Here is a 17,407-nt window from a genome sequence, read left to right on the forward strand (position 1 = left end):
GCGCCTACTTGTCGACGAGCGTGACCTCGAACGAGTAGCGGTCCGGGCGGTAGCAGTGCACGCCGTACTCGACCGCTCGCCCCGAGGCGTCGTACGCGGTGCGGCTCATGGTCAGGACGGGGTCGCCGTCCTCGATCTCGAGCAGGCTCGCTTCTTCGTCGGAGACCGCGCGGGCGCCGATCCGCTGCTTGGCGACGCGCATCGTGACCCCGCGAGCGCGGAGCAGCTGGTACAGCCCGTGGGACTGCAGGTCCGCGTCGGTGATCTCGAGGAACTCCGGCGGCAGGTAGTTCTCGAGGATGGCCATCGGCACGTCCTCGGCGAACCGCACGCGGCGGATGTGGACGACCGTCGTGCCGGGCTGCAGGCTGAGCGCCTCGGCGACGGCCGGGCTCGCCGGGACGTCACTGCGCTCGAGGAGCTTCGTCGTCGGTTTCTGCGACCCCTGTGTCAGGTCGTCGAACAGGCTCGTCAGCTCGACCTTCCGCGTGACGGGCCCGTGCACGACCTGCGTGCCGATGCCGCGACGCCGGACGAGCAGGCCCTTGTCGACGAGGTCCTGGATGGCACGACGGATCGTCGGGCGGGACAGGCCGAGGCGCTCGCCGAGGGCGATCTCGTTCTCCAACCGCGAGCCCGGCGGCATCGCGCCGGAGCGGATCGACTCCTCGATGCGCGAGGCGACCTGGAAGTAGAGCGGCATCGGACCTGATCGGTCCAGGTCCATGAACAGGTCGGACGGCACCTGGCCTTCGTTGGTCATCGCGGTCCTTCGGGAGTGCGGCGTGCTGGCTGCGGGTGCGGCAGCGGTGCCGCGACGGATTGTCGTGACAATACCATCGGGGCCGCGGCAGCCCGTGGAGCCGATGGGCGCAGCCGGCCCGGGCCGACCGATCCGGTCAGTCGGCGAAGATCATCGGGCGGTTCGACAGCCGCGGCTGGTTCGCGGCCCGCGGCTTCTCGGCGGGGATGCGCACGGGGTTGATCATCACTCGGGTCGCGGCTCCGAGGGCCTCGACCGTGGGGGCTTCGTGTCGCTGGGCAGCGTGTACGACGATCGCGGCGCAGGCTTCGGCGTCCGCTGCTGCGTCGTGGTGCTGGAAGTCCTCGAACCCTGCGGCCATGGCGGCCATCGGCAGGCGGTAGGAGTCGAGCGTGTACGTCTTGCGTGCCACCGCGAGGGAGCACATCGAGTGGTGCTCGGACAGCTCGATCCCCGTCGCCGAGCAGCTGCCCGCGATCACGCCCATGTCGAAGCGCGCGTTGTGGGCGACGAGGACGTCTCCAGCGGCGAAGGCCACGATGTCCGGGTACTGCTGCTCCCACGTCTTCGCACGGACGACGTCCTCGGCAACGATCCCGTGGATGCGGGTGTTCCACTCGAGGAAGGCATCGTGGCCGAACGGCGGGCGGATGAACCACGACGCCCGCTCGACGACCCGGCCCGCGCGGACCTTCACGAGGCCGACGGAACACGCGCTGGCGGGCGAGCTGTTGGCGGTCTCGAAGTCGATCGCGGTGAAGTCCAATGACACGTCCCGATCGTCGCACGGGGTTCCGACATCGCCGGAACGCGCATCGGCGTTGCGTCAGCGGCGGCGGGTCCTGCGGGTGCCACGGCGTCGACGTGCGGTGATCCGCCAGGTCCTCGTGCGTCGTGCGTGCTCCGCCGTCCACCACGGGCGGAGGACCGTGCCGACGAGTTCGAACGCGAGCGCTGCCCCGTCGAGGCGCCACCGCGGCGGCAGGCTCCGGACGTGTGCCTCGATCGCCGCGGCGAAGTCCTCGGTGATGGTGGGGAAGGCGGCGTCCGCGGGCGGAGCGACCATCCGCCAGCGGTCCTCCTCCTGGTGGTCGATGACGGCGTCCTCGGGGTCGTACTCCACCAGGACGTCCGCTTCGAGCTCAGCCAGGGCATCGTGCAGGGCGTCGAGCTCGCGGGGCGGCATGGCCTCCAGCGCGGCGATCGTCTCCGGCGTGAACCACCGCCGCTGGTCGCGAGCGTCGAAGCCCATCGAGTGCACGCCGAGCCGGTCGCGTTCGAACCACATGGCTGTCCTCCGTCTGTCGCCCTGCCACCAGGGTCTCAGGTGAAGGACGTGTCCGTGTCATCGGTCGGTCGGAGGACGCCGTCCCCCAGTCGGTCGGTGCCGTCCTACAGTCGGAGGATGGGAACCGCGCCCGACCGACCACCGCTCGTGCTGCTGCTCGCAGGTGCGGGGTACGGGCAGCAGGCCCCGCTCCTCTGGTGGTCGAGCGACATCGCCACGGCCGCCGGGTGCGAGGTCGTCGCACCCACTTGGGTTGTCGACGCGGCAGCGGACGCGGACCCGACGGCGTTCGTCGAGGCCGCGGTCGATGCAGCGCTCGCTGGCCGCACACCCGACCTGGTGGTCGCCAAGTCCTTCGGGTGCTTTGCCCTGCCGTGGGCAGTGCGGAACGCGGTGCCGGGAGTCTGGCTCACGCCGGTGCTGACGAACGACGCCGTCACGGCGGCGCTCCGGGCCGCGCCCAGCACGCACGTCGCGATCGGCGGGACCGACGACACCATGTGGCGGCCGGACCGTGTCTCGGGAACTGCAGCGATCCTCCAGGCCGTCGACCGAGCTGACCACCGACTTGAGGTGGCGGGCGACTGGCGCGCATCCCAGCGCCTGCAGGCCGAGGTCCTGGGAGTCGTCGAAGCGCGGGTCCGCGCCCTCGTCGTCCAGGTGCACCGCCGGTAGTCTCGCCCCATGAGCGATCCGCGCGACCTCGACGACCTGCTGGCGCAGGCCGAGCCCGTGGACGCGCCCCCGCACACCGCGCGAAAAGCGATCGCCCTCGCGGTCGCGCTGGCCGGCACCGGTGCCGCGATCGCGGTCGCGATCGCGATGGTGGTCGCTGGCGGATTCAGCGGCGTCCTCACCGCTGTCCTCTGGCTGATCTCGCTGGGGTCGGTCCCCGACGCGGACTGACCTGCGGACTGGAGGCCCGGGTCGGCTCCGGCGGGCAGCCGCCGGTAGGCTGTCCTCCCGTGGCTCTCACCATCGGAATCGTCGGTCTCCCGAACGTCGGCAAGTCGACCCTGTTCAACGCGCTCACCAAGAACTCGGTCCTGGCGGCGAACTACCCGTTCGCGACCATCGAGCCGAACGTCGGGGTGGTGAACCTGCCGGACCCGCGGCTCGACACGCTCGCTGAGCTGTTCAAGTCGGAGAAGACCGTGCCCGCGCCGGTGTCGTTCGTCGACATCGCCGGCATCGTCAAGGGCGCCAGCGAAGGTGAAGGCCTCGGCAACAAGTTCCTCGCCAACATCCGCGAAGCCGACGCCATCGCGCAGGTCGTCCGCGGGTTCACCGACGACGACGTCGTGCACGTGGCGAACAAGGTCTCGCCGAAGGACGACCTCGAGGTCATCAACACCGAGCTGATCCTCGCCGACATGGAGACCGTCGACAAGGCGATGCCGCGCTACGAGAAGGCGGTGAAGCTCAAGCAGATGGAGCCCGCCGTCCTCGAGACCGCCCGCGAGGTCCGCGCCACGCTCGAGCAGGGCACGCTCCTGTCCGCCACGAAGATCGACCTGTCGCCGATCGCCGAGCTCGGGCTGCTCAGCGCCAAGCCGTTCATCTTCGTCTTCAACGTCGACGAGGCCATCCTGACGAACGAGGACCGCAAGGCCGAGCTCGCGGCGCTCGTCGCCCCCGCCCAGGCTGTGTTCCTCGACGCCCAGGTCGAGTCCGAGCTCATCGACCTCGACCCCGCTGACGCTGCTGAGCTCCTCGAGTCCACCGGTCAGACCGAGTCCGGGCTGAACCAGCTCGCGCGCATCGGCTTCGACACCCTCGGGCTGCAGACGTACCTCACCGCCGGCCCCAAGGAGTCCCGCGCGTGGACGATCGGCAAGGGGTGGAAGGCGCCCCAGGCTGCTGGCGTCATCCACACCGACTTCGAGAAGGGCTTCATCAAGGCGGAGGTCATCTCGTTCGAGGACCTCGTCGAGACGGGCTCCATCGCCGAGGCCCGTGCGCACGGCAAGGCCCGCATCGAGGGCAAGGACTACGTCATGCAGGACGGCGACGTGGTGGAGTTCCGCTTCAACAACTAGTCGGTCACGGCTGACGGGATCGTCGCCACGTCCTGAGGTTCAGCACGAAGCTGACAGCGCCCGACAGCGCCATCACGATCCCGCAGACCAGCATGAAGTGGTCGGCGCTGTTGACGTTCCCGACAGCGAGTCCGATGCCGCACACGGTGAGGACCGCGTTCAGGACCACGGTCCACCCGGTAGCAGTGTTGCTCTGCTTCGCATGCACGCCGACACCGTATGCCACGCGGCTCTCCCGCAACCGAAGCCGGGGGGCTACGGTGACGCCATGACGTACACGGTCGACTTCGTCGACGTATCGACCACCGGCCTCGAGGCGTCCCCGGTCGCCCCGGCCCTCGCCGGCCTCCGCGCGAACGAGGCCCGCTACTTCAAGAACAAGTACGACCACGTGTTCGTCACGGGCACACCGCAGGAAGCGCCCGACGTCCTCGACCTCGTGACCCAGGTCCTGCACGACGAGCGGGGCATCGTCATCGCGTCGCCGCCCCTCGAGGTCAGCGGCTTCGAGGTCGAGGGCCTGCGCATGGCCTACGTCTTCTACGAGTCGGGCCTGGCGATCAACGTCATGTACGCCGTCGAACCGGGTGGCAAGCGTGCCGTCGGCTTCAAGCTCTCGCTCGATATGGACGTGCCGGAGGAGCTGTCCTCCTTCAAGTTCGCCCGCCAGCGGTCGAAGCTGGCCGGCGAGATCCGCGGGTCCTACTTCGTCATCAAGGGCGATTACTGACGCACAGGCTGGCCGTCAGCGCAGCGTCAACACCTCGGCGCCCTCTTCGGTGATCGCGATCGTGTGCTCGCTGTGCGCCGTGCGGGCTCCCGTGGCGCTCCGCAGCGTCCAGCCGTCGTCGTCGGTCACGAGCTCGTCGGTGTCCGCCATGATCCAGGGCTCCAGCGCGAGCAGCAGCCCGGGGCGGAGGGTGTAGCCGCGACCAGCGCGGCCGTCGTTCGCGATGTGCGGGTCGCCGTGCATGGTCGACCCGACCCCGTGCCCGCCGAACTGCAGGTTGATCGGGTACCCGGCGTCCGTCAGGACGGAACCGATGGCGTGCGACAGGTCGCCGATCTTCGCCCCCGGAGCGGCGGCGGCGATACCGGCGGCGAGGGCTCGCTCCGTGATCTCGATCATCGCCAGGTCCTCGGGCGCGGCCATGGTTCCCACGACGAAGCTCACGGCGGAGTCTGCGACGACGCCGTCGAGCGTCACCGCCAGGTCGAGCGTCAGCAGGTCGCCGTCCCGCAGCCGGTAGTCGTGGGGGAGCCCGTGCAGCACCGCGTCGTTGACCGAGGTGCAGATGGAGTGCCCGAAGGGACCACGGCCGAACGAGGGGGCGTAGTCGACGTAGCAGGACTCGGCGCCGGCTTCGCGGATCATCGTCTCGGTCCACCGGTCGATGTCGAGCAGGTTCGTCCCGACCGTCGTCCGCTCCTGCAGCCGGCGCAGCATCGACCCAACGAGGGCTCCGACTGCTCGGGCGCGGGGGAGTTCGGACGGGGTGAAGATCTCGATCATGCCGACAACTGTACCGGTATTAGTATCGGGGCCATGGTCCGTCTCCCACTCACCGCTGCCGACATCGAACGCGGGCAGCGCCTGGGCGCATTGCTCCGTCGGGCGCGAGGGGATCGGTCGATGCTCGAGACCGCCTTGGAGGCGGGCGTCTCGCCGGAGACGCTCCGCAAGATCGAGACGGGGCGGGTCGCGACGCCCGCCTTCCCGACGATCGCCGCCATCGCCGGCGTGCTCGGGCTCTCCCTCGACGAGGTCTGGTCTGAGATCAACGACCTCAGTCGAGCAACGCTTCGATCACCTGCGGGATCCGCTGCTCGATGACGTCCCAGACGATGTCCTCGGTCGTGCCCTGAGCGACTCGCTCACAACGGGACTGCCTGGGCTTGGACGTGCGCGAAGTGCCTGTCGTGCGTCTGGTCGTCGGTGAGCAGATCGACTGGGAAGCCAGTGATCTCCTCGACCGCCAGCGCGAACGCGCCCAGGTCGAACAACGAGACCGAGTCGGTCATGGCGACGAGCAGGTCGATGTCGCTGTCCTCGGTGTCCTCGCCACGAAGGACAGACCCGAAGACCCGCACGTTCGACAGGTGGAACCGTCCGGCTGCTTCGCGGATCGCGTCGGCGTAGAGCGTGAGCGGGATGCTCGGGCGGAGTCGCAATGCTCGGAGTATCCGCTGCAACGATTCGGACGACGGGTGCGCGCGACCACCCTCGTATGCAGAGACGACCGACCTCGGCACATCCACCGATCGGGCGAGGTCGTCTTGCGACATGCCGATGTCGAGGCGGGCACGACGAATGAGCTGTGCAGCTCTGTCGGTTCTCATTCGCATCCTCCTCCGAGCGATCACAAGCCTCCTCCTCATCCATCCAACGCACCTGCCGGGCGGACGTGCACCCCAGATGCCTACCTTCGAGAGCGGAGGTGGAACGTGAAGTACATCAACTACGACGGAAGCGTCATCATGACGGGCGATCGCATCGCCGAAGCGCTCGCTGACTATGCGGCGGTGCTCGGGGCGAACGGACGTACGGACGCGGTCCACGTCCCGACGATCGGTGCCGACGGAGCGATCGAGACGTCGACGGTCCTGGTGGGGCCGGCGAGCGAGCTCGTGCTGACCCAGGCCCCGGACGACGAGCTCGACCTGGAGGACCCGGCGTTCATCCGACGTCTCCGCGACGCCGCTTCGAAGGCCGGACCGGAACAGCCCCTGTACGCGGACGGGCGGACGCCCTTCGCGGGCGTCGACGAGGACCCGCAGCCGGTCTAGGACGCCGGCCACGGCCCACGACGACGAAACGCCGCCGAGGAATCGGCGGCGTTTCGTGTGCCCGGATCAACCGGACGAGTCTGGTCAGTGACCGGACGGGAGGCTCGGCTCAGGCTGCGAGCGCGAGCTCGGACCGGCGGATGGTGACCGCCTGGAGGATGGTGCGGCTCGCCTCGCCGCGCCAGGACCGCCCGGGGACGGTCCAGCCGGCTTCGCCGTCGACCTCGACACGGATGCCGGGGGTGACGAAGAGGTCCAGCGTGTCGACCGGCACGCGCACGAGGTACTCGCGCTGGGTGTCGGCGTCGCGCACGGGGAACTCGGCGATGCGGTCGGGGGAGATGACGGGTGCCGCGGTGGCGGTCCCGAGGATGGTGATGCGTTCGTTGCTGGTCATGGTGCTGTCTTCCTGGGCTGCTGGCGTCCCCGCGGTGCGGTCCGACGGACGACTGGTGTCGCATCGGTCGCGTGTTGCGGGCACGCGCACGTCGGAATTCGACGTGCTGCTCGGCCTGGTCCGTGTGATCGGACGTGCGGGCGAGCGGTTGTCTCGTGGGAATGCGACTCGGGTGAGCCGGTGCGAGACGAGGTGGTGTGCGCGAGTCAGATGGGTTCGCTGCAATGCACCAACAGCACACAGTACGGCATGTCCGCCGGGTTGTCCAGTGACCGATCGGAGGACGGGAGGCTCGGGCGACGCCGAGTGCTTCGTACTCGGCTGCGGGCAGTGCGCCGGGCAGGCCGATGACGCTGAGCTTGCCGCGTCCGAGTCCGTCGACGAGCTGCTCCACGACGTCGCGCTGGATCGCTCCGGGGACGAAGACGAGCGGTGCGCCGGCGTCGAGGAAGGCCTTCCCGCGGGCGATCGCGTCCGCGATGCTGTCCTCGATCGGTCGGTCCCCGCCCTTGGCGATGGCGTCGGTCCGGGCGTTGAGCTGGAAGGCGACGCCCTCCTGCTCGGCGGCCTGCATGATCGCGGCGACGCGGGCGACGGCCTCGTCGAACGGACGGAGACGGTCCTCCACGTTGGCGCCCACGACGCCGAAGCCGATCGCGCGGCGGATGGTCTCGGCCGGGTCCTCGTAGCCGTCGTCGAGGTCTGCGCTCACCGGCAGGTCGACGGCCTCGGCCACGACGCGGGCGCCCTGCAGCGCGAGGTCCAGTGGCATCCCACCGTCGTCGTACCCGTACGAGGCGGCGATCGAGTGCCCGGCCGTCGCGATGGCGGTCGTCTCGGGGAGGGCCGCGACGGTCTTCGCGCTGATCGCGTCCCACACGTTGACGACGCGGAGGATCTCGGGTGCTTCGTGCAGGGACTTCAGGGTCTGCGCCTTGTCGGCGGTGCTGCTGCTCATGCGCCCGAGCGTAGGCCGGGGACCGCAACCCTGAACGGATCAGTGCGCAAGGCGTCGAGAGCACCGTACTCTTTTGCGAGGATCGCTCGTCCCGGCGAAGATCCATCAAGTAGTGGAGGCCGCTCATCGCCAGCGGCTCGCATCATCGAAAGGGTTCTTCGTGGCACGAAAGCGTGGTTTCTTCGCCGAGATCCAACACCAACAACGACTCGCCGAGGTACATGCGGCACGAGTCCAACGCGAGCAAGCAGCCGCTTCCGCAGCCCTCCAACGAGCACGCGCTCATGCCGAACGGGCGCAGGCCGCAGCGTCCCGCTCCTCAGAAGCAGAGCGCAAGCGGCTTGAGCGCGAAGCGCAGGCGGCATACGTCGAGGCACGCAAAGCCGAGGTCGACGAGATGAACGACCGACTCGGCGTCGTGCTGGACGAGATCGGGAACTTGTTGTCGGCAACTCTCGGTGTGGACGATTTCGTGGACCTGGATTCGCTGAAGCGTGAAGTGCGCCACCCGGCGTTCCCTCACCCCGATCTTGAGGTACCGAACTCGAGACCATTACCACTCATTCTGGCCCCGCAACCAGTCTGGCAGGAGCCGCCCGCGCCCAAGGGGCTCTTCGGGAAGAAGAAAAAACACGATCAGGCGAAGCAAGAGTGGTGGGCCGGATACCAGTCGGCGATGGTGCACTGGGAGCAGGAGCGTACTTCGTTGCCAGCGCGCCAAGCCGAGGCCGACCAGAGGTACGAGGCCGTCGAGCGCCGTCGCACCGAGCTCCTGACCGCTGAGCGCGAGCGGTATGCCGCTGAATGCAAACTCCGGGAAGCGGAGGTCGGCGAGCACAACGGGGAGATCGACGCACTCATTGCCGGCCTTGGTTACGGCGTCACCGAGGCGGTGCAGGAGTATGTCGACATCGTTCTCGCCAACTCCGTGTACCCGGAGAGCTTCGAAGTGCGACACGAGGCGGAGTTCGATCCCGGTTCTGCCGAATTGCTCCTCCGTGCGGTGGTACCAGCGCCCGATCAGCTTCCCACCGTCAAGGCCTATCGCTACGTGAAGGCCACTGACGAGATCGTCGGCAGTCCCTCGACCAAGAAGGACTTGAACGACCGGTACTCGGACGCGCTCGCGCAGGTGGCACTTCGAACGCTCCACGAAGTGTTCGAAGCCGACCGTCGTGGTGTAGTCCACTCCGTCTCCTTGGAAGTAGGCCCAGCAACGAAGGACCCGGCAACCGGACTCGACCGTTTCTTCCCGCTGGTCGCAGTTGGTGCAGGGCGAGCGCAATTCATGGAGTTCGACCTCGGAGCAGTTGTCCCTGCAGCCACACTCGGCCTCTTAGGTGCAGCGGTGTCGAAGAGCCCGATGGCGCTTGCAGTCGTGGACCCCAGCGGCGTTCGACGATCGTGACGAACCTCCGGACGTTCAACCCTCCCCCGGAGTGGCCGCCCGTCCCCAGGGGATGGACCCCGCCGTCGGGCTGGACTCCACCGTCGGACTGGCCTGCACCTCCTGCGGGATGGGTACTGTGGATTGAGGACGATGTCCACGCCGCCGAGCAGGTCGTCCCTTTCGACAGGCTGCCAGGCTCCGACGGCGGTGCCCATGCTTCGGTCGAGGCTCCCACCTCCGAATCGCCTTCTCTGCCCAGAGTCGAGGCGCGACCGAGGGAGGATGCTCCGCTCACACGCCGCGCAGCGAGGCAAGTATCCGAAACGGCAGATCCGCGAGACGAACTGATCGCGCAGCTCGAGGCCACCGTTCGCGATCTGCGCGCAGCACTCACTTCTCCTCAAGCGGAGGAGGTGATTCAGCTTGACGACGAACAGGTCCTTCAAGCGGTTGGCATCTACCGTTACCACCACCCCCTCGAGGACGCGGCGGCGTACAAGGACGAACTGCAGAGGATCGAATCGCAGATCGCGCAGCAGGTTCGTGACGGCCGTGCGATTGAGCGCTCTAACATGTTCACGTTCGACAACTCGCTCGCCAAAGGGCGGCGAATGTCGGATGACTTGTCGAAGCTCATGCTGCGTGCCTACAACGCGGAGGCTGACATCTCCGTGCGGTCACTGCGTGCCGGAAATGTAGAAACAGCCAAGCGACGTCTTGAGAAGTCTCGCCAGGCCATTGCAAAACTCGGCGCGATGATGCAGATGAGGATCGCACCCAGCTATCACGCACTTCGTGACGAGGAGATCGAGCTGACTGCGGACTGGTTGATGAAGAAACAGGAGGAACGTGAGCGGCACCGCGAGGAAGCGGCGCGCCTCCGAGAAGAGAAGAAGGTTCAGAAAGAACTCGAGGCAGAGCGCGAGCGTCTGGACAAGGAACGCACGCTCATTGAGCAGACGATTCGACAGCTGCTGGCTGATGGGCGGTCAGACCCCGATCTCGAGCAGCGCCTGGCAGCAATCGATGAAGCGATCGAACAGAACGACTTCCGGGCTGCAAACATCAGAGCTGGCTACGTGTACGTCATCTCAAACCGTGGAGCATTCGGCGACGGAGTCGTGAAGATCGGTCTGACGCGGCGACTGGAGCCGCTTGAGCGTGTGAGTGAGCTGAGCGGAGCGTCGGTCCCGTTCCGGTTCGATGTACACACGATCTATTTCTCTGAAGACGCCGTCTCCCTCGAGAACGAGTTGCATCGTCACTTTGCTGTCCGGGCGCTGAATCAGGCGAACGCTCGGAAGGAGTTCTTCTTCGCGACCCCCGCAGAGGTCCGAGACGTACTGCTGAGCAAGGTCGGCAATCTGTTGGAGTTCCACGAGGAGGCGGAAGCAACTGAGTACCTCCAGTCGGTGTCTGCATGGCCCGAGCGCCACGCACGAGCTGGCTTGCTCGGATGAGAAGAAGCCGTCAGCCAGCGTCGCGATCGGCCCTGAGCCTGGATGACGACGCGGGATGACGTCCGGACTCGCGCGCTCCTCCAGGGCGGTGCATCCTGGGGACATGGCGAGTGACGAGGAGGACCCGGTCGGCACGCTCCGCGGGGTCCGCACGAGCATCAAGTGGACGCGGTACGCGCCCGACGTGCTGCCCCTGTTCGTCGCCGAGATGGACCACGAGGTGGCACCCGAGATCCGGCAGGCGCTGGTCGAGCGCGTGCAGCAGTCCGACCTCGGCTACCTCGACGGGCCCGGGCCGCTCGCCCCGGCCTTCGCGCAGTTCGCCCGGGAGCGCTGGGACTGGGACGTCGACCCGGCCCGCGTGTACCTGGCGACCGACGTCAGCGTGGGGATCGTCGAGACCCTGCGCCTGGCGCTGCCCGACGGTGGCCGGGTCGCCATCACCCCGCCGGTGTACCCGCCGTTCTTCGAGCTGGTCGAGGAAGCCCGATGTCAGGTCGAGGAGGTCCCCCTCACCGAGCGGTGGGGTGTGTACCGGCTCGACCTCGCCGGCCTCGAGCGCGCCTTCGCCGACGGCGTCCGGGTCTTCCTGCTCTGCAACCCGCACAACCCCATCGGGCTCGTGCACGACCGCGCCGACCTCGAGGCGCTGGCGACGCTCGCCGCCCGCTACGACGTGCTCGTGATCAGCGACGAGATCCACGCCCCGCTCACCCACCCGGGCGTGCAGTTCACCCCCTTCGCCGCGATCGCCGAACCGCTCGGTGCGCGGAGCGTCTGCGTGACGTCGGCGAGCAAGGGCTGGAACCTCGCCGGTGTGAAGTGCTCGGTCATCGTCGCGGGGGACGCCCGCACCGCCGAGCTCCTCGACACGCTGTGGGAAGAGGTGGCCTGCCGGACGAGCATCCTCGGCCTGCACGCCAACCTCGCCGCGTTCACCCTGGCGGTCGGGTGGCTCGACGACGTCATCGACCGCATCGTCGCCAACGACCGACTACTCGCGAAGCTCCTGGCCGAGCACCTGCCCGGGGTCGTCTACGCCCGGCCGCGCGCTGGCTACCTGGCGTGGTTGGACTTCCGCGGGCTCGGTCTGGGCGACGACCCCGCAGTCCAGCTCCGTGAGCACGCGTTCGTCGCGCTGAACTCCGGGCTGCCCTTCGGCACCGAGGGTCGTGGCTTCGCCCGCATCAACCTGGCGTGCTCGCCGGACACCCTGCGCGAGGCGGTGCTGCGGATCGCCGCGGCCTACCCGTCGAGCGCGCAGGAGGGCGTGGTCTGGCACGTGGCCTGACGCTTCCGGCCGGCCTCCCGAGCACCGTGCGATTCCCTCCGCCTGGTGCGAGCTCGACCACCCGGTGCGCGGCTACGACAGCGCACGGCGTGCGCAACCTCACGCGGGTCGAGCGGCGACCCCGCCATTCGTGCAATGTTGCCTGTCGCATATCGGACGCCTAGGGTGAATCGTGGCAGGGGGTCCTGCGCGATGGCGAACGAGAGGCGGGCGACCGGTGGTGAGTCGGCACACCGTGCGTGCGGAGCGCAGCACGAGGTCGTGGGTGATCTGGATCGATGGTGAACCTCGGACCCAGGCCAAGCGGGAGCGGGAGATAGAGACGATGGCGCGCGACTGGCTGTCACTGACGTACGACCGAGAGCCCGAGTCCTTCGACATCGAGTTGTGCTGATGGCATCGACCGACGCCGGTGACTGGCGCCCGATCGTCGCCGCGCTCGCGAACGACGACGTCCGAGCCGTCCACGCACAGATCGTCCTCGGCCTCCCGGTGTCGCTGGGATCGACGGCGCAGGCAGCTGCACGCAGGGACAAGAGCCTGCAGACGCTGCTGCGCGCCGGCCTCATCGAGGAGGCGGAGTCGGAGTCGGGGTCGGAGTACGTCGCGTCGAGCGTTCCCCTCAAGCGAGCACTCGCGGCACAGGCTCCCGAGCGCAAGCGGGGGATCGAGCGGTTCCTGCGTGACGGCCGGATCCAGCGGTACCCGTCGAACCCGTCGGAGCGAGCCGAGCTCCTGCGCTGGGTGGCAGAGCGAACCCTCACGAACGGCGAGGTGCTCAGCGAGCGTGACATCAACGAGCGACTCCGGCCGGTCGACGACGACACCGCGAGGCTCCGTCGGTACCTCGTCGATCTCGGGGTGGTCGAACGCACTCCGAGCGGGAGCGACTACCGACTCCGGCCCCGACCTCCTGGCTGAGGACGGCTGCGAACGACAGTGACGACGCCCGTGACAGCGACAGCCAGAAATCAGCCGTCGATGTAGTGGTTCCGACCGAGGACACGGACGTGCAGGTCGACCTCGCTGGCGGGCACCTCGTCGGTGCGCGACACCCACTGCCGGGCGGCGAACCCGACGGACGACCACCGGGAGACCTCGGTGACGAGGAACCCGTCGATGAACACCTGCCACATGCCCTGTTCGCGGACGGCCTGGACCTCGTGCGTCGTCATGCGGCGAGCGTAGCAACGCGGGCGCCCGACGCCGGGCTCAGAGGTCGAGCACCATCGCCACGTCGGCGCGCACGTAGGGGCTCGGGTGCCGTTCGTCGGCGGTCAGGTGCCGGAACCCCGACGTCTCGTAGAGGTGCACGGCGCTGGCGAGCGCCGAGTTCGTCTCGAGGGTGATCCGCTGCGCACCGAGTGCCCGCGCCCGGTCGATCGCCGCACGGATGAGCCGACGACCGGTGCCGTGCCCCTGGTGCTCGGCGGAGACGGCCATCTTCACGAGCTCGAACACGCCCTCACCCTCGGGCGCGATGCCGACGCAGCCGACGACCTCGTCGCCGAGCCGCGCGATGAACACCGCCCCGCCCGGCTCGATGATGCGGCCGGCGGGGTCGCCGAGGATCGCACGGTCCGCGTCCTCGAGCGTGAAGAAGCGGGTGATCCAGGCCTCGTTGAGGGTGCGGAACGCGTCGGCGTCGGCGGGAGTCCTGAGGTCGTCGATGATGACGGAGGCGGTGTCGGGCATGCACTCATCCTCGGATGCCGAGGAAGTCACGTCCAATACTCGTTCGCACGGATCGATACGCTCGGTGCATGGATCACCCCGACGTCGACCTGCGGCAGCTCCGCGCGTTCATGGCGGTCGCCGACGAGCTGCACTTCGGCCGGGCGGCGGCTGCGCTGCACATGGCCCAGCCGGCGCTGTCGCAGCAGATCCGCCGGACGGAGCGGGCGCTCGGCGTCGACCTGTTCGTCCGGACGTCGCGGAGCGTCGCGCTGACCCCGGCTGGTCGAGTGCTGCACGGCCGAGCCCGGTCGCTCCTGGCGCAGGCAGCCCGGGACCTCGACGAGACGGTGCGGGTGGGACGCGGAGAGGTCGGACGCCTCGACGTCGGGTTCGTCGTCTCGGCGCTGCCGCTCGGCCCGATCGAGCGCGTCCAGCGCTTCCGGGAGCGCCACCCGCTCGTCCGCGTCGAACTCACCGAGGGCTACACGTCCCGCTTGCTCGCCCGCATCGTCCGCGGTGAGCTCGACCTGGCGATCGTGCGGGACCCCGACCCGACCGAGGGCGTCCGCACCACGCTGTTCCGGAGCGAGCCGTTCGTCGCCGCGGTGCCCCGGTCGCACCGCTTCGCCGGGCGGACGGAGATCGCCGGGTCGGAGCTCCTCGACGACCCGTTCGTGTTCTTCCCGCCCGAGGCCGGCGCCGTGGCGACCGAGCGCAACCTGGCCCCGGTCGTGGCGGACGGGCGACGCCCCGTGGTCGTGCAGGAGGCCACCACGTGGGCGACCGTCCTGCACCTGGTCGGCGTCGGGCTCGGGGTGACGGTGGCGCCGGCGAGTGCGACCCTCGCTGCACCGGACACGGTCGTCCTGCTGCCGGTCACGGGGGACCACCGCAGCGAACTGTGCTGGGCGTCACGGGCCGACGACGACCGTGAGGTCCTCCGCAACTTCATGGCCGCGACCGACTGACAGCACGGCAGCACGGCAGCGCGCCGGCATCAGCCGTCGACCGACCGACCCCGCCGCCCTCACCCCAGCGGCAGCACCGGTGCCCGCTGGTCGCCGAGCTCGTCCTCGCGCCACGGATCAGACCCGCGCAGCGCCAGCCCGAGCTGCACGAGCACGAACGCCACGTGCGGCTCGACGTCCGGGTCCCACGCGCCTTCGACCCCCAGGCCGAGCGTCCCGAGTTCGTCGTCGGCCTCGTCGTGCACCGACAGCTGCCACCGGCCGTCACCCTGCTCGGTCACGACCGCCCACCGCGCGGTGGCGAACCGTCCGGTCACGCGGTCTTGAGGATGTCCGCCGTGAAGTTCTGCATGCGCTGCAGCAGGGCTTCACCACGCGTCTTGATCGTCGCCGGCGGGTTCAGGTGCGGCGGCGCGATGCGGATCAGCAGCGGGCAGCCGAGGTCTTCGCAGATGTAGGTGCCGATGGTGTTGCCGTTCCGGCCGGCTTCGCCCGCGCGGGCCGCCGAGAACAGGCGCACCTGCGTGGCTGGCTGCGGGGAGTGGCAGAACGAGCACATCGCGGCGATGCCGGGGCGGAGCGATCCGCCGGCGGAGCGCACGACGATGCCGACGGCGCGGCCGTCGATCCACGAGACGATGTAGCCCCGGCGCGCGGCCTGCGGGTCGCGCCAGCCCAGGAACTCGCGCTCGTTCCAGAGCATCTCGTGCAGTCCCGGGATCGGGAGCTGGGCGAGTTCCTCGGGCGTGGCGTTGACGAACGACGATCGGATGTCGGCTTCGGTGAGCGGCTGCACGGTCCCCCTTCAGGCTGTGGACTCGACCACAGTACGCCCGCCCACCGACGTCCGGACCGAGCCAGGGCCTCCCGTCCGTCGGGTCCGGTTCAGGACAGCCTGGAGGCTCGGATCGCCGCGAGCGCGCTCGTCGCGTCCGCCACCAGGACGGCCCGGCGGACCGCGTCGCGTCCGATGCGGCGTGCGGCGGCGTCGTCGGCGGCGAACTCGACGAGGACGCGCGTCGAGCGCGCCATGGCGCGCGCACCGGGGATCCACGGGACGGCACGTTCGATGGACTCGGCGACCGCGACGGCGGCCGCATGGCGTTGTCGCAGGTGGGCGCGTTCGTGGGCGACCACGGCCTCCAGCTCGTCGGTGCGGAGTCGGTCGGCCAGGCCGGTGCTCACGAGGACACCACCGCTCCTCCCCGGGACCGCGCAGGCGAGGGCGTGGTCGGCCTCGACCACGGCGACGATGGTGCCGTCGATCTCGCGGTGTGGCGCGGCACCGGAGCGCATGGCCTCGCGGACGGCCCGGTGTTCCGCGCCGGGCCGGACCCGGACGGCGATGACGAAGGCGATGACCGCGAGGACGGCGACCCCGACGTTGAGCCCACGGGTGGGGGACTCGGCGAGGCCGAACGGGTCGGTGATCGGCCGGTTCGCGAGCACCACGAGTGCGATGCCGACGACGAAACCGAGCGCCCCCAGGAGCACGGCGACCGACCAGGCGACCAGGGCGGTGCGCGGACGGTCGATCGTCCACGCGGACCGGGTCAGGACGCGCGGCGCGACGACGACGACCGCGAGTGCCAGCACGACGAGGACGACACCGGTCACGACCACGGGCGGGGGTCCGTCAGGAGCGGGCGCGGGCGTCGAGGGCGCGGCGGAGGACGTCGAGGTCGTCCGAGGCGAGGGAGCCCGTGAACTGCAGCAACGCGGCCTCGCGGTCCGATGCTGCGGCGAGGGCGGTCGACATCAGGGACGCGGTCTGCTCGTCACGGCTGTTCGTGGCACGGAAGGCCAGGGGCCCGTCGGTGCGCTGCTCGCGTTCCACGGCACCCTTGCGGCCGAGGCGGTCGAGCACCGTGAGCACGGTCGTCAGCGCCGGGCGGGGCTCGGGCACGGCGTCGAGCACCTGCCGCGCGGTCATCGCGCCGTCGGCCGACCAGAGGGTGTCGAGCACCGCCTGCTCGAGCTGCCCACGGGGGCGCTGTCGTTGTCCTGCCACCCGAGCACTCTACGAGATGTCGAAGACCTCGTGCTCGTCACATGCCCGTAACGCGGGGTCGGTATGCTCGCGACGGACAACTGAACACCGAGGCCGACCACCCGCCGCGGGAGACGTCGCCCGCCCTGCCGTTCACCGGCGGACGCGCGACACCGAAGGAGCATCCTCCCCGTCAATCTCTCAGGTCCAACACCGCAGCGGACAGGCCACTCTGAAAAGCAGACGCTCCCGAGACCCACCGGGTCCGGACGTCTCGCCCACGGTGAAAGCCGCCGGACCTCACGGGCCGCGGTGAAACTCTCAGGCACATGACAGAGGGGGAGTTCCACCCGGCGATCGTCGTCGGGTGTCGCCCGACGTCCGTCGGGCCCGGCCCAC

24 protein-coding genes, 1 pseudogene and 1 riboswitch are annotated in these 17,407 nt (G+C 69.3%); of the genes and pseudogenes, 11 read left to right on the forward strand and 14 right to left on the reverse strand.

The window, feature by feature from the left end; genetic code table 11:
- Positions 1-4: 4 nt before the first annotated feature.
- The 3 genes from ITJ68_RS07015 to ITJ68_RS07025 form a co-directional block, all read right to left on the reverse strand.
- The gene (locus ITJ68_RS07015; RefSeq protein ID WP_194660554.1) at positions 5-763 is read right to left on the reverse strand and encodes a GntR family transcriptional regulator; all 759 of its coding nucleotides are present in this window, start codon (positions 761-763) and stop codon (positions 5-7) included.
- Between the two features lie 136 nt (positions 764-899).
- The gene (locus ITJ68_RS07020; RefSeq protein ID WP_194660555.1) at positions 900-1,535 is read right to left on the reverse strand and encodes an exonuclease domain-containing protein; all 636 of its coding nucleotides are present in this window, start codon (positions 1,533-1,535) and stop codon (positions 900-902) included.
- 54 nt (positions 1,536-1,589) lie between these two features.
- Positions 1,590-2,051, reverse strand: a complete 462-nt coding sequence (locus ITJ68_RS07025; protein WP_194660556.1) for a hypothetical protein — start codon at positions 2,049-2,051, stop codon at positions 1,590-1,592.
- 117 nt (positions 2,052-2,168) lie between these two features.
- On the opposite strand from ITJ68_RS07025, the gene ITJ68_RS07030 reads away from it, so the two are divergent.
- The 3 genes from ITJ68_RS07030 to ychF are packed head-to-tail and all read left to right on the forward strand — an operon-like array spanning position 2,169 to position 4,090.
- On the forward strand, positions 2,169-2,726 hold the full coding sequence (locus tag ITJ68_RS07030; protein WP_194660557.1) for a hypothetical protein: 558 nt from the start codon (positions 2,169-2,171) through the stop codon (positions 2,724-2,726).
- A 9-nt stretch (positions 2,727-2,735) separates the two neighbouring features.
- Positions 2,736-2,957, forward strand: a complete 222-nt coding sequence (locus ITJ68_RS07035; protein ID WP_194660558.1) for a hypothetical protein — start codon at positions 2,736-2,738, stop codon at positions 2,955-2,957.
- Between the two features lie 59 nt (positions 2,958-3,016).
- Positions 3,017-4,090 (forward strand): redox-regulated ATPase YchF, encoded by a 1,074-nt coding sequence (gene ychF, locus ITJ68_RS07040; protein ID WP_194660559.1) that lies wholly within the window; start codon positions 3,017-3,019, stop codon positions 4,088-4,090.
- Between the two features lie 4 nt (positions 4,091-4,094).
- Here the strand turns inward: ychF and ITJ68_RS07045 are convergent, their stop codons facing one another.
- A complete protein-coding gene (locus ITJ68_RS07045; RefSeq protein WP_194660560.1) occupies positions 4,095-4,298 on the reverse strand; it encodes a hypothetical protein in 204 nt (67 codons plus the stop codon).
- A gap of 60 nt (positions 4,299-4,358) precedes the next feature.
- On the opposite strand from ITJ68_RS07045, the gene ITJ68_RS07050 reads away from it, so the two are divergent.
- Positions 4,359-4,820 carry a phage tail protein gene (locus ITJ68_RS07050; protein WP_194660561.1) on the forward strand — a complete coding sequence of 154 codons (462 nt, stop codon included), beginning with the start codon at positions 4,359-4,361 and terminating at the stop codon, positions 4,818-4,820.
- Positions 4,821-4,835: 15 nt separating this feature from the next.
- Here the strand turns inward: ITJ68_RS07050 and map are convergent, their stop codons facing one another.
- Positions 4,836-5,603 carry a type I methionyl aminopeptidase gene (gene map, locus ITJ68_RS07055; RefSeq protein WP_194660562.1) on the reverse strand — a complete coding sequence of 256 codons (768 nt, stop codon included), beginning with the start codon at positions 5,601-5,603 and terminating at the stop codon, positions 4,836-4,838.
- 33 nt (positions 5,604-5,636) lie between these two features.
- Between map and ITJ68_RS07060 the strand changes: the two genes are divergently transcribed.
- Complete coding sequence (locus ITJ68_RS07060) at positions 5,637-5,924, forward strand: helix-turn-helix domain-containing protein (protein ID WP_194660563.1); 288 nt, start codon at positions 5,637-5,639, stop codon at positions 5,922-5,924.
- A gap of 41 nt (positions 5,925-5,965) precedes the next feature.
- On the opposite strand, the gene ITJ68_RS07065 is transcribed toward ITJ68_RS07060, so the two are convergent.
- Positions 5,966-6,454 carry a helix-turn-helix domain-containing protein gene (locus tag ITJ68_RS07065; protein WP_323743240.1) on the reverse strand — a complete coding sequence of 163 codons (489 nt, stop codon included), beginning with the start codon at positions 6,452-6,454 and terminating at the stop codon, positions 5,966-5,968.
- Positions 6,455-6,535: 81 nt separating this feature from the next.
- On the opposite strand from ITJ68_RS07065, the gene ITJ68_RS07070 reads away from it, so the two are divergent.
- On the forward strand, positions 6,536-6,877 hold the full coding sequence (locus ITJ68_RS07070; RefSeq protein WP_194660564.1) for a hypothetical protein: 342 nt from the start codon (positions 6,536-6,538) through the stop codon (positions 6,875-6,877).
- A 109-nt stretch (positions 6,878-6,986) separates the two neighbouring features.
- On the opposite strand, the gene ITJ68_RS07075 is transcribed toward ITJ68_RS07070, so the two are convergent.
- Complete coding sequence (locus ITJ68_RS07075) at positions 6,987-7,274, reverse strand: hypothetical protein (protein WP_194660862.1); 288 nt, start codon at positions 7,272-7,274, stop codon at positions 6,987-6,989.
- Between the two features lie 277 nt (positions 7,275-7,551).
- A pseudogene (locus tag ITJ68_RS07080) lies at positions 7,552-8,232 on the reverse strand (isocitrate lyase/PEP mutase family protein); the annotation flags it as partial.
- Positions 8,233-8,392: 160 nt separating this feature from the next.
- Here ITJ68_RS07080 and ITJ68_RS07085 point away from each other — a divergent pair.
- The 4 genes from ITJ68_RS07085 (at position 8,393) to ITJ68_RS07100 (ending at position 13,294) form a co-directional block, all read left to right on the forward strand.
- Entirely contained in the window at positions 8,393-9,640 is a 1,248-nt protein-coding gene (locus tag ITJ68_RS07085) for a hypothetical protein (RefSeq protein WP_194660565.1), read from the forward strand.
- The gene (locus ITJ68_RS19515; protein ID WP_194660566.1) at positions 9,637-11,082 is read left to right on the forward strand and encodes a DUF4041 domain-containing protein; all 1,446 of its coding nucleotides are present in this window, start codon (positions 9,637-9,639) and stop codon (positions 11,080-11,082) included. Before ITJ68_RS07085 ends, ITJ68_RS19515 begins: the two co-directional genes overlap by 4 nt.
- A gap of 103 nt (positions 11,083-11,185) precedes the next feature.
- On the forward strand, positions 11,186-12,373 hold the full coding sequence (locus ITJ68_RS07095; RefSeq protein ID WP_194660567.1) for a MalY/PatB family protein: 1,188 nt from the start codon (positions 11,186-11,188) through the stop codon (positions 12,371-12,373).
- 393 nt (positions 12,374-12,766) lie between these two features.
- A complete protein-coding gene (locus ITJ68_RS07100; protein ID WP_194660568.1) occupies positions 12,767-13,294 on the forward strand; it encodes a DUF2087 domain-containing protein in 528 nt (175 codons plus the stop codon).
- A gap of 50 nt (positions 13,295-13,344) precedes the next feature.
- Here the strand turns inward: ITJ68_RS07100 and ITJ68_RS07105 are convergent, their stop codons facing one another.
- Entirely contained in the window at positions 13,345-13,548 is a 204-nt protein-coding gene (locus ITJ68_RS07105) for a hypothetical protein (protein ID WP_194629625.1), read from the reverse strand.
- Between the two features lie 37 nt (positions 13,549-13,585).
- Complete coding sequence (locus tag ITJ68_RS07110) at positions 13,586-14,068, reverse strand: GNAT family N-acetyltransferase (protein WP_194660569.1); 483 nt, start codon at positions 14,066-14,068, stop codon at positions 13,586-13,588.
- 68 nt (positions 14,069-14,136) lie between these two features.
- Between ITJ68_RS07110 and ITJ68_RS07115 the strand changes: the two genes are divergently transcribed.
- Positions 14,137-15,018 carry a LysR substrate-binding domain-containing protein gene (locus tag ITJ68_RS07115; RefSeq protein ID WP_194660570.1) on the forward strand — a complete coding sequence of 294 codons (882 nt, stop codon included), beginning with the start codon at positions 14,137-14,139 and terminating at the stop codon, positions 15,016-15,018.
- Between the two features lie 59 nt (positions 15,019-15,077).
- Here the strand turns inward: ITJ68_RS07115 and ITJ68_RS07120 are convergent, their stop codons facing one another.
- The 4 genes from ITJ68_RS07120 to ITJ68_RS07135 all read right to left on the reverse strand — a co-directional run bounded on the left by ITJ68_RS07120 (position 15,078) and on the right by ITJ68_RS07135 (position 17,029).
- A complete protein-coding gene (locus ITJ68_RS07120) occupies positions 15,078-15,335 on the reverse strand; it encodes a hypothetical protein (RefSeq protein ID WP_194660571.1) in 258 nt (85 codons plus the stop codon).
- Positions 15,332-15,814 carry an FBP domain-containing protein gene (locus ITJ68_RS07125; protein ID WP_194660572.1) on the reverse strand — a complete coding sequence of 161 codons (483 nt, stop codon included), beginning with the start codon at positions 15,812-15,814 and terminating at the stop codon, positions 15,332-15,334. Before ITJ68_RS07125 ends, ITJ68_RS07120 begins: the two co-directional genes overlap by 4 nt.
- An 89-nt stretch (positions 15,815-15,903) precedes the next feature.
- Positions 15,904-16,641 carry a M56 family metallopeptidase gene (locus ITJ68_RS07130; protein ID WP_194660573.1) on the reverse strand — a complete coding sequence of 246 codons (738 nt, stop codon included), beginning with the start codon at positions 16,639-16,641 and terminating at the stop codon, positions 15,904-15,906.
- Positions 16,642-16,654: 13 nt separating this feature from the next.
- Positions 16,655-17,029 carry a BlaI/MecI/CopY family transcriptional regulator gene (locus tag ITJ68_RS07135; protein ID WP_194660574.1) on the reverse strand — a complete coding sequence of 125 codons (375 nt, stop codon included), beginning with the start codon at positions 17,027-17,029 and terminating at the stop codon, positions 16,655-16,657.
- A gap of 201 nt (positions 17,030-17,230) precedes the next feature.
- Positions 17,231-17,354: riboswitch (glycine riboswitch) on the forward strand.
- The last annotated feature ends 53 nt before the right edge of the window (positions 17,355-17,407 follow it).

The sequence above is a fragment of the Curtobacterium sp. VKM Ac-1395 genome (genome assembly GCF_015350975.1).
Classification (GTDB): Bacteria; Actinomycetota; Actinomycetes; order Actinomycetales; family Microbacteriaceae; genus Curtobacterium.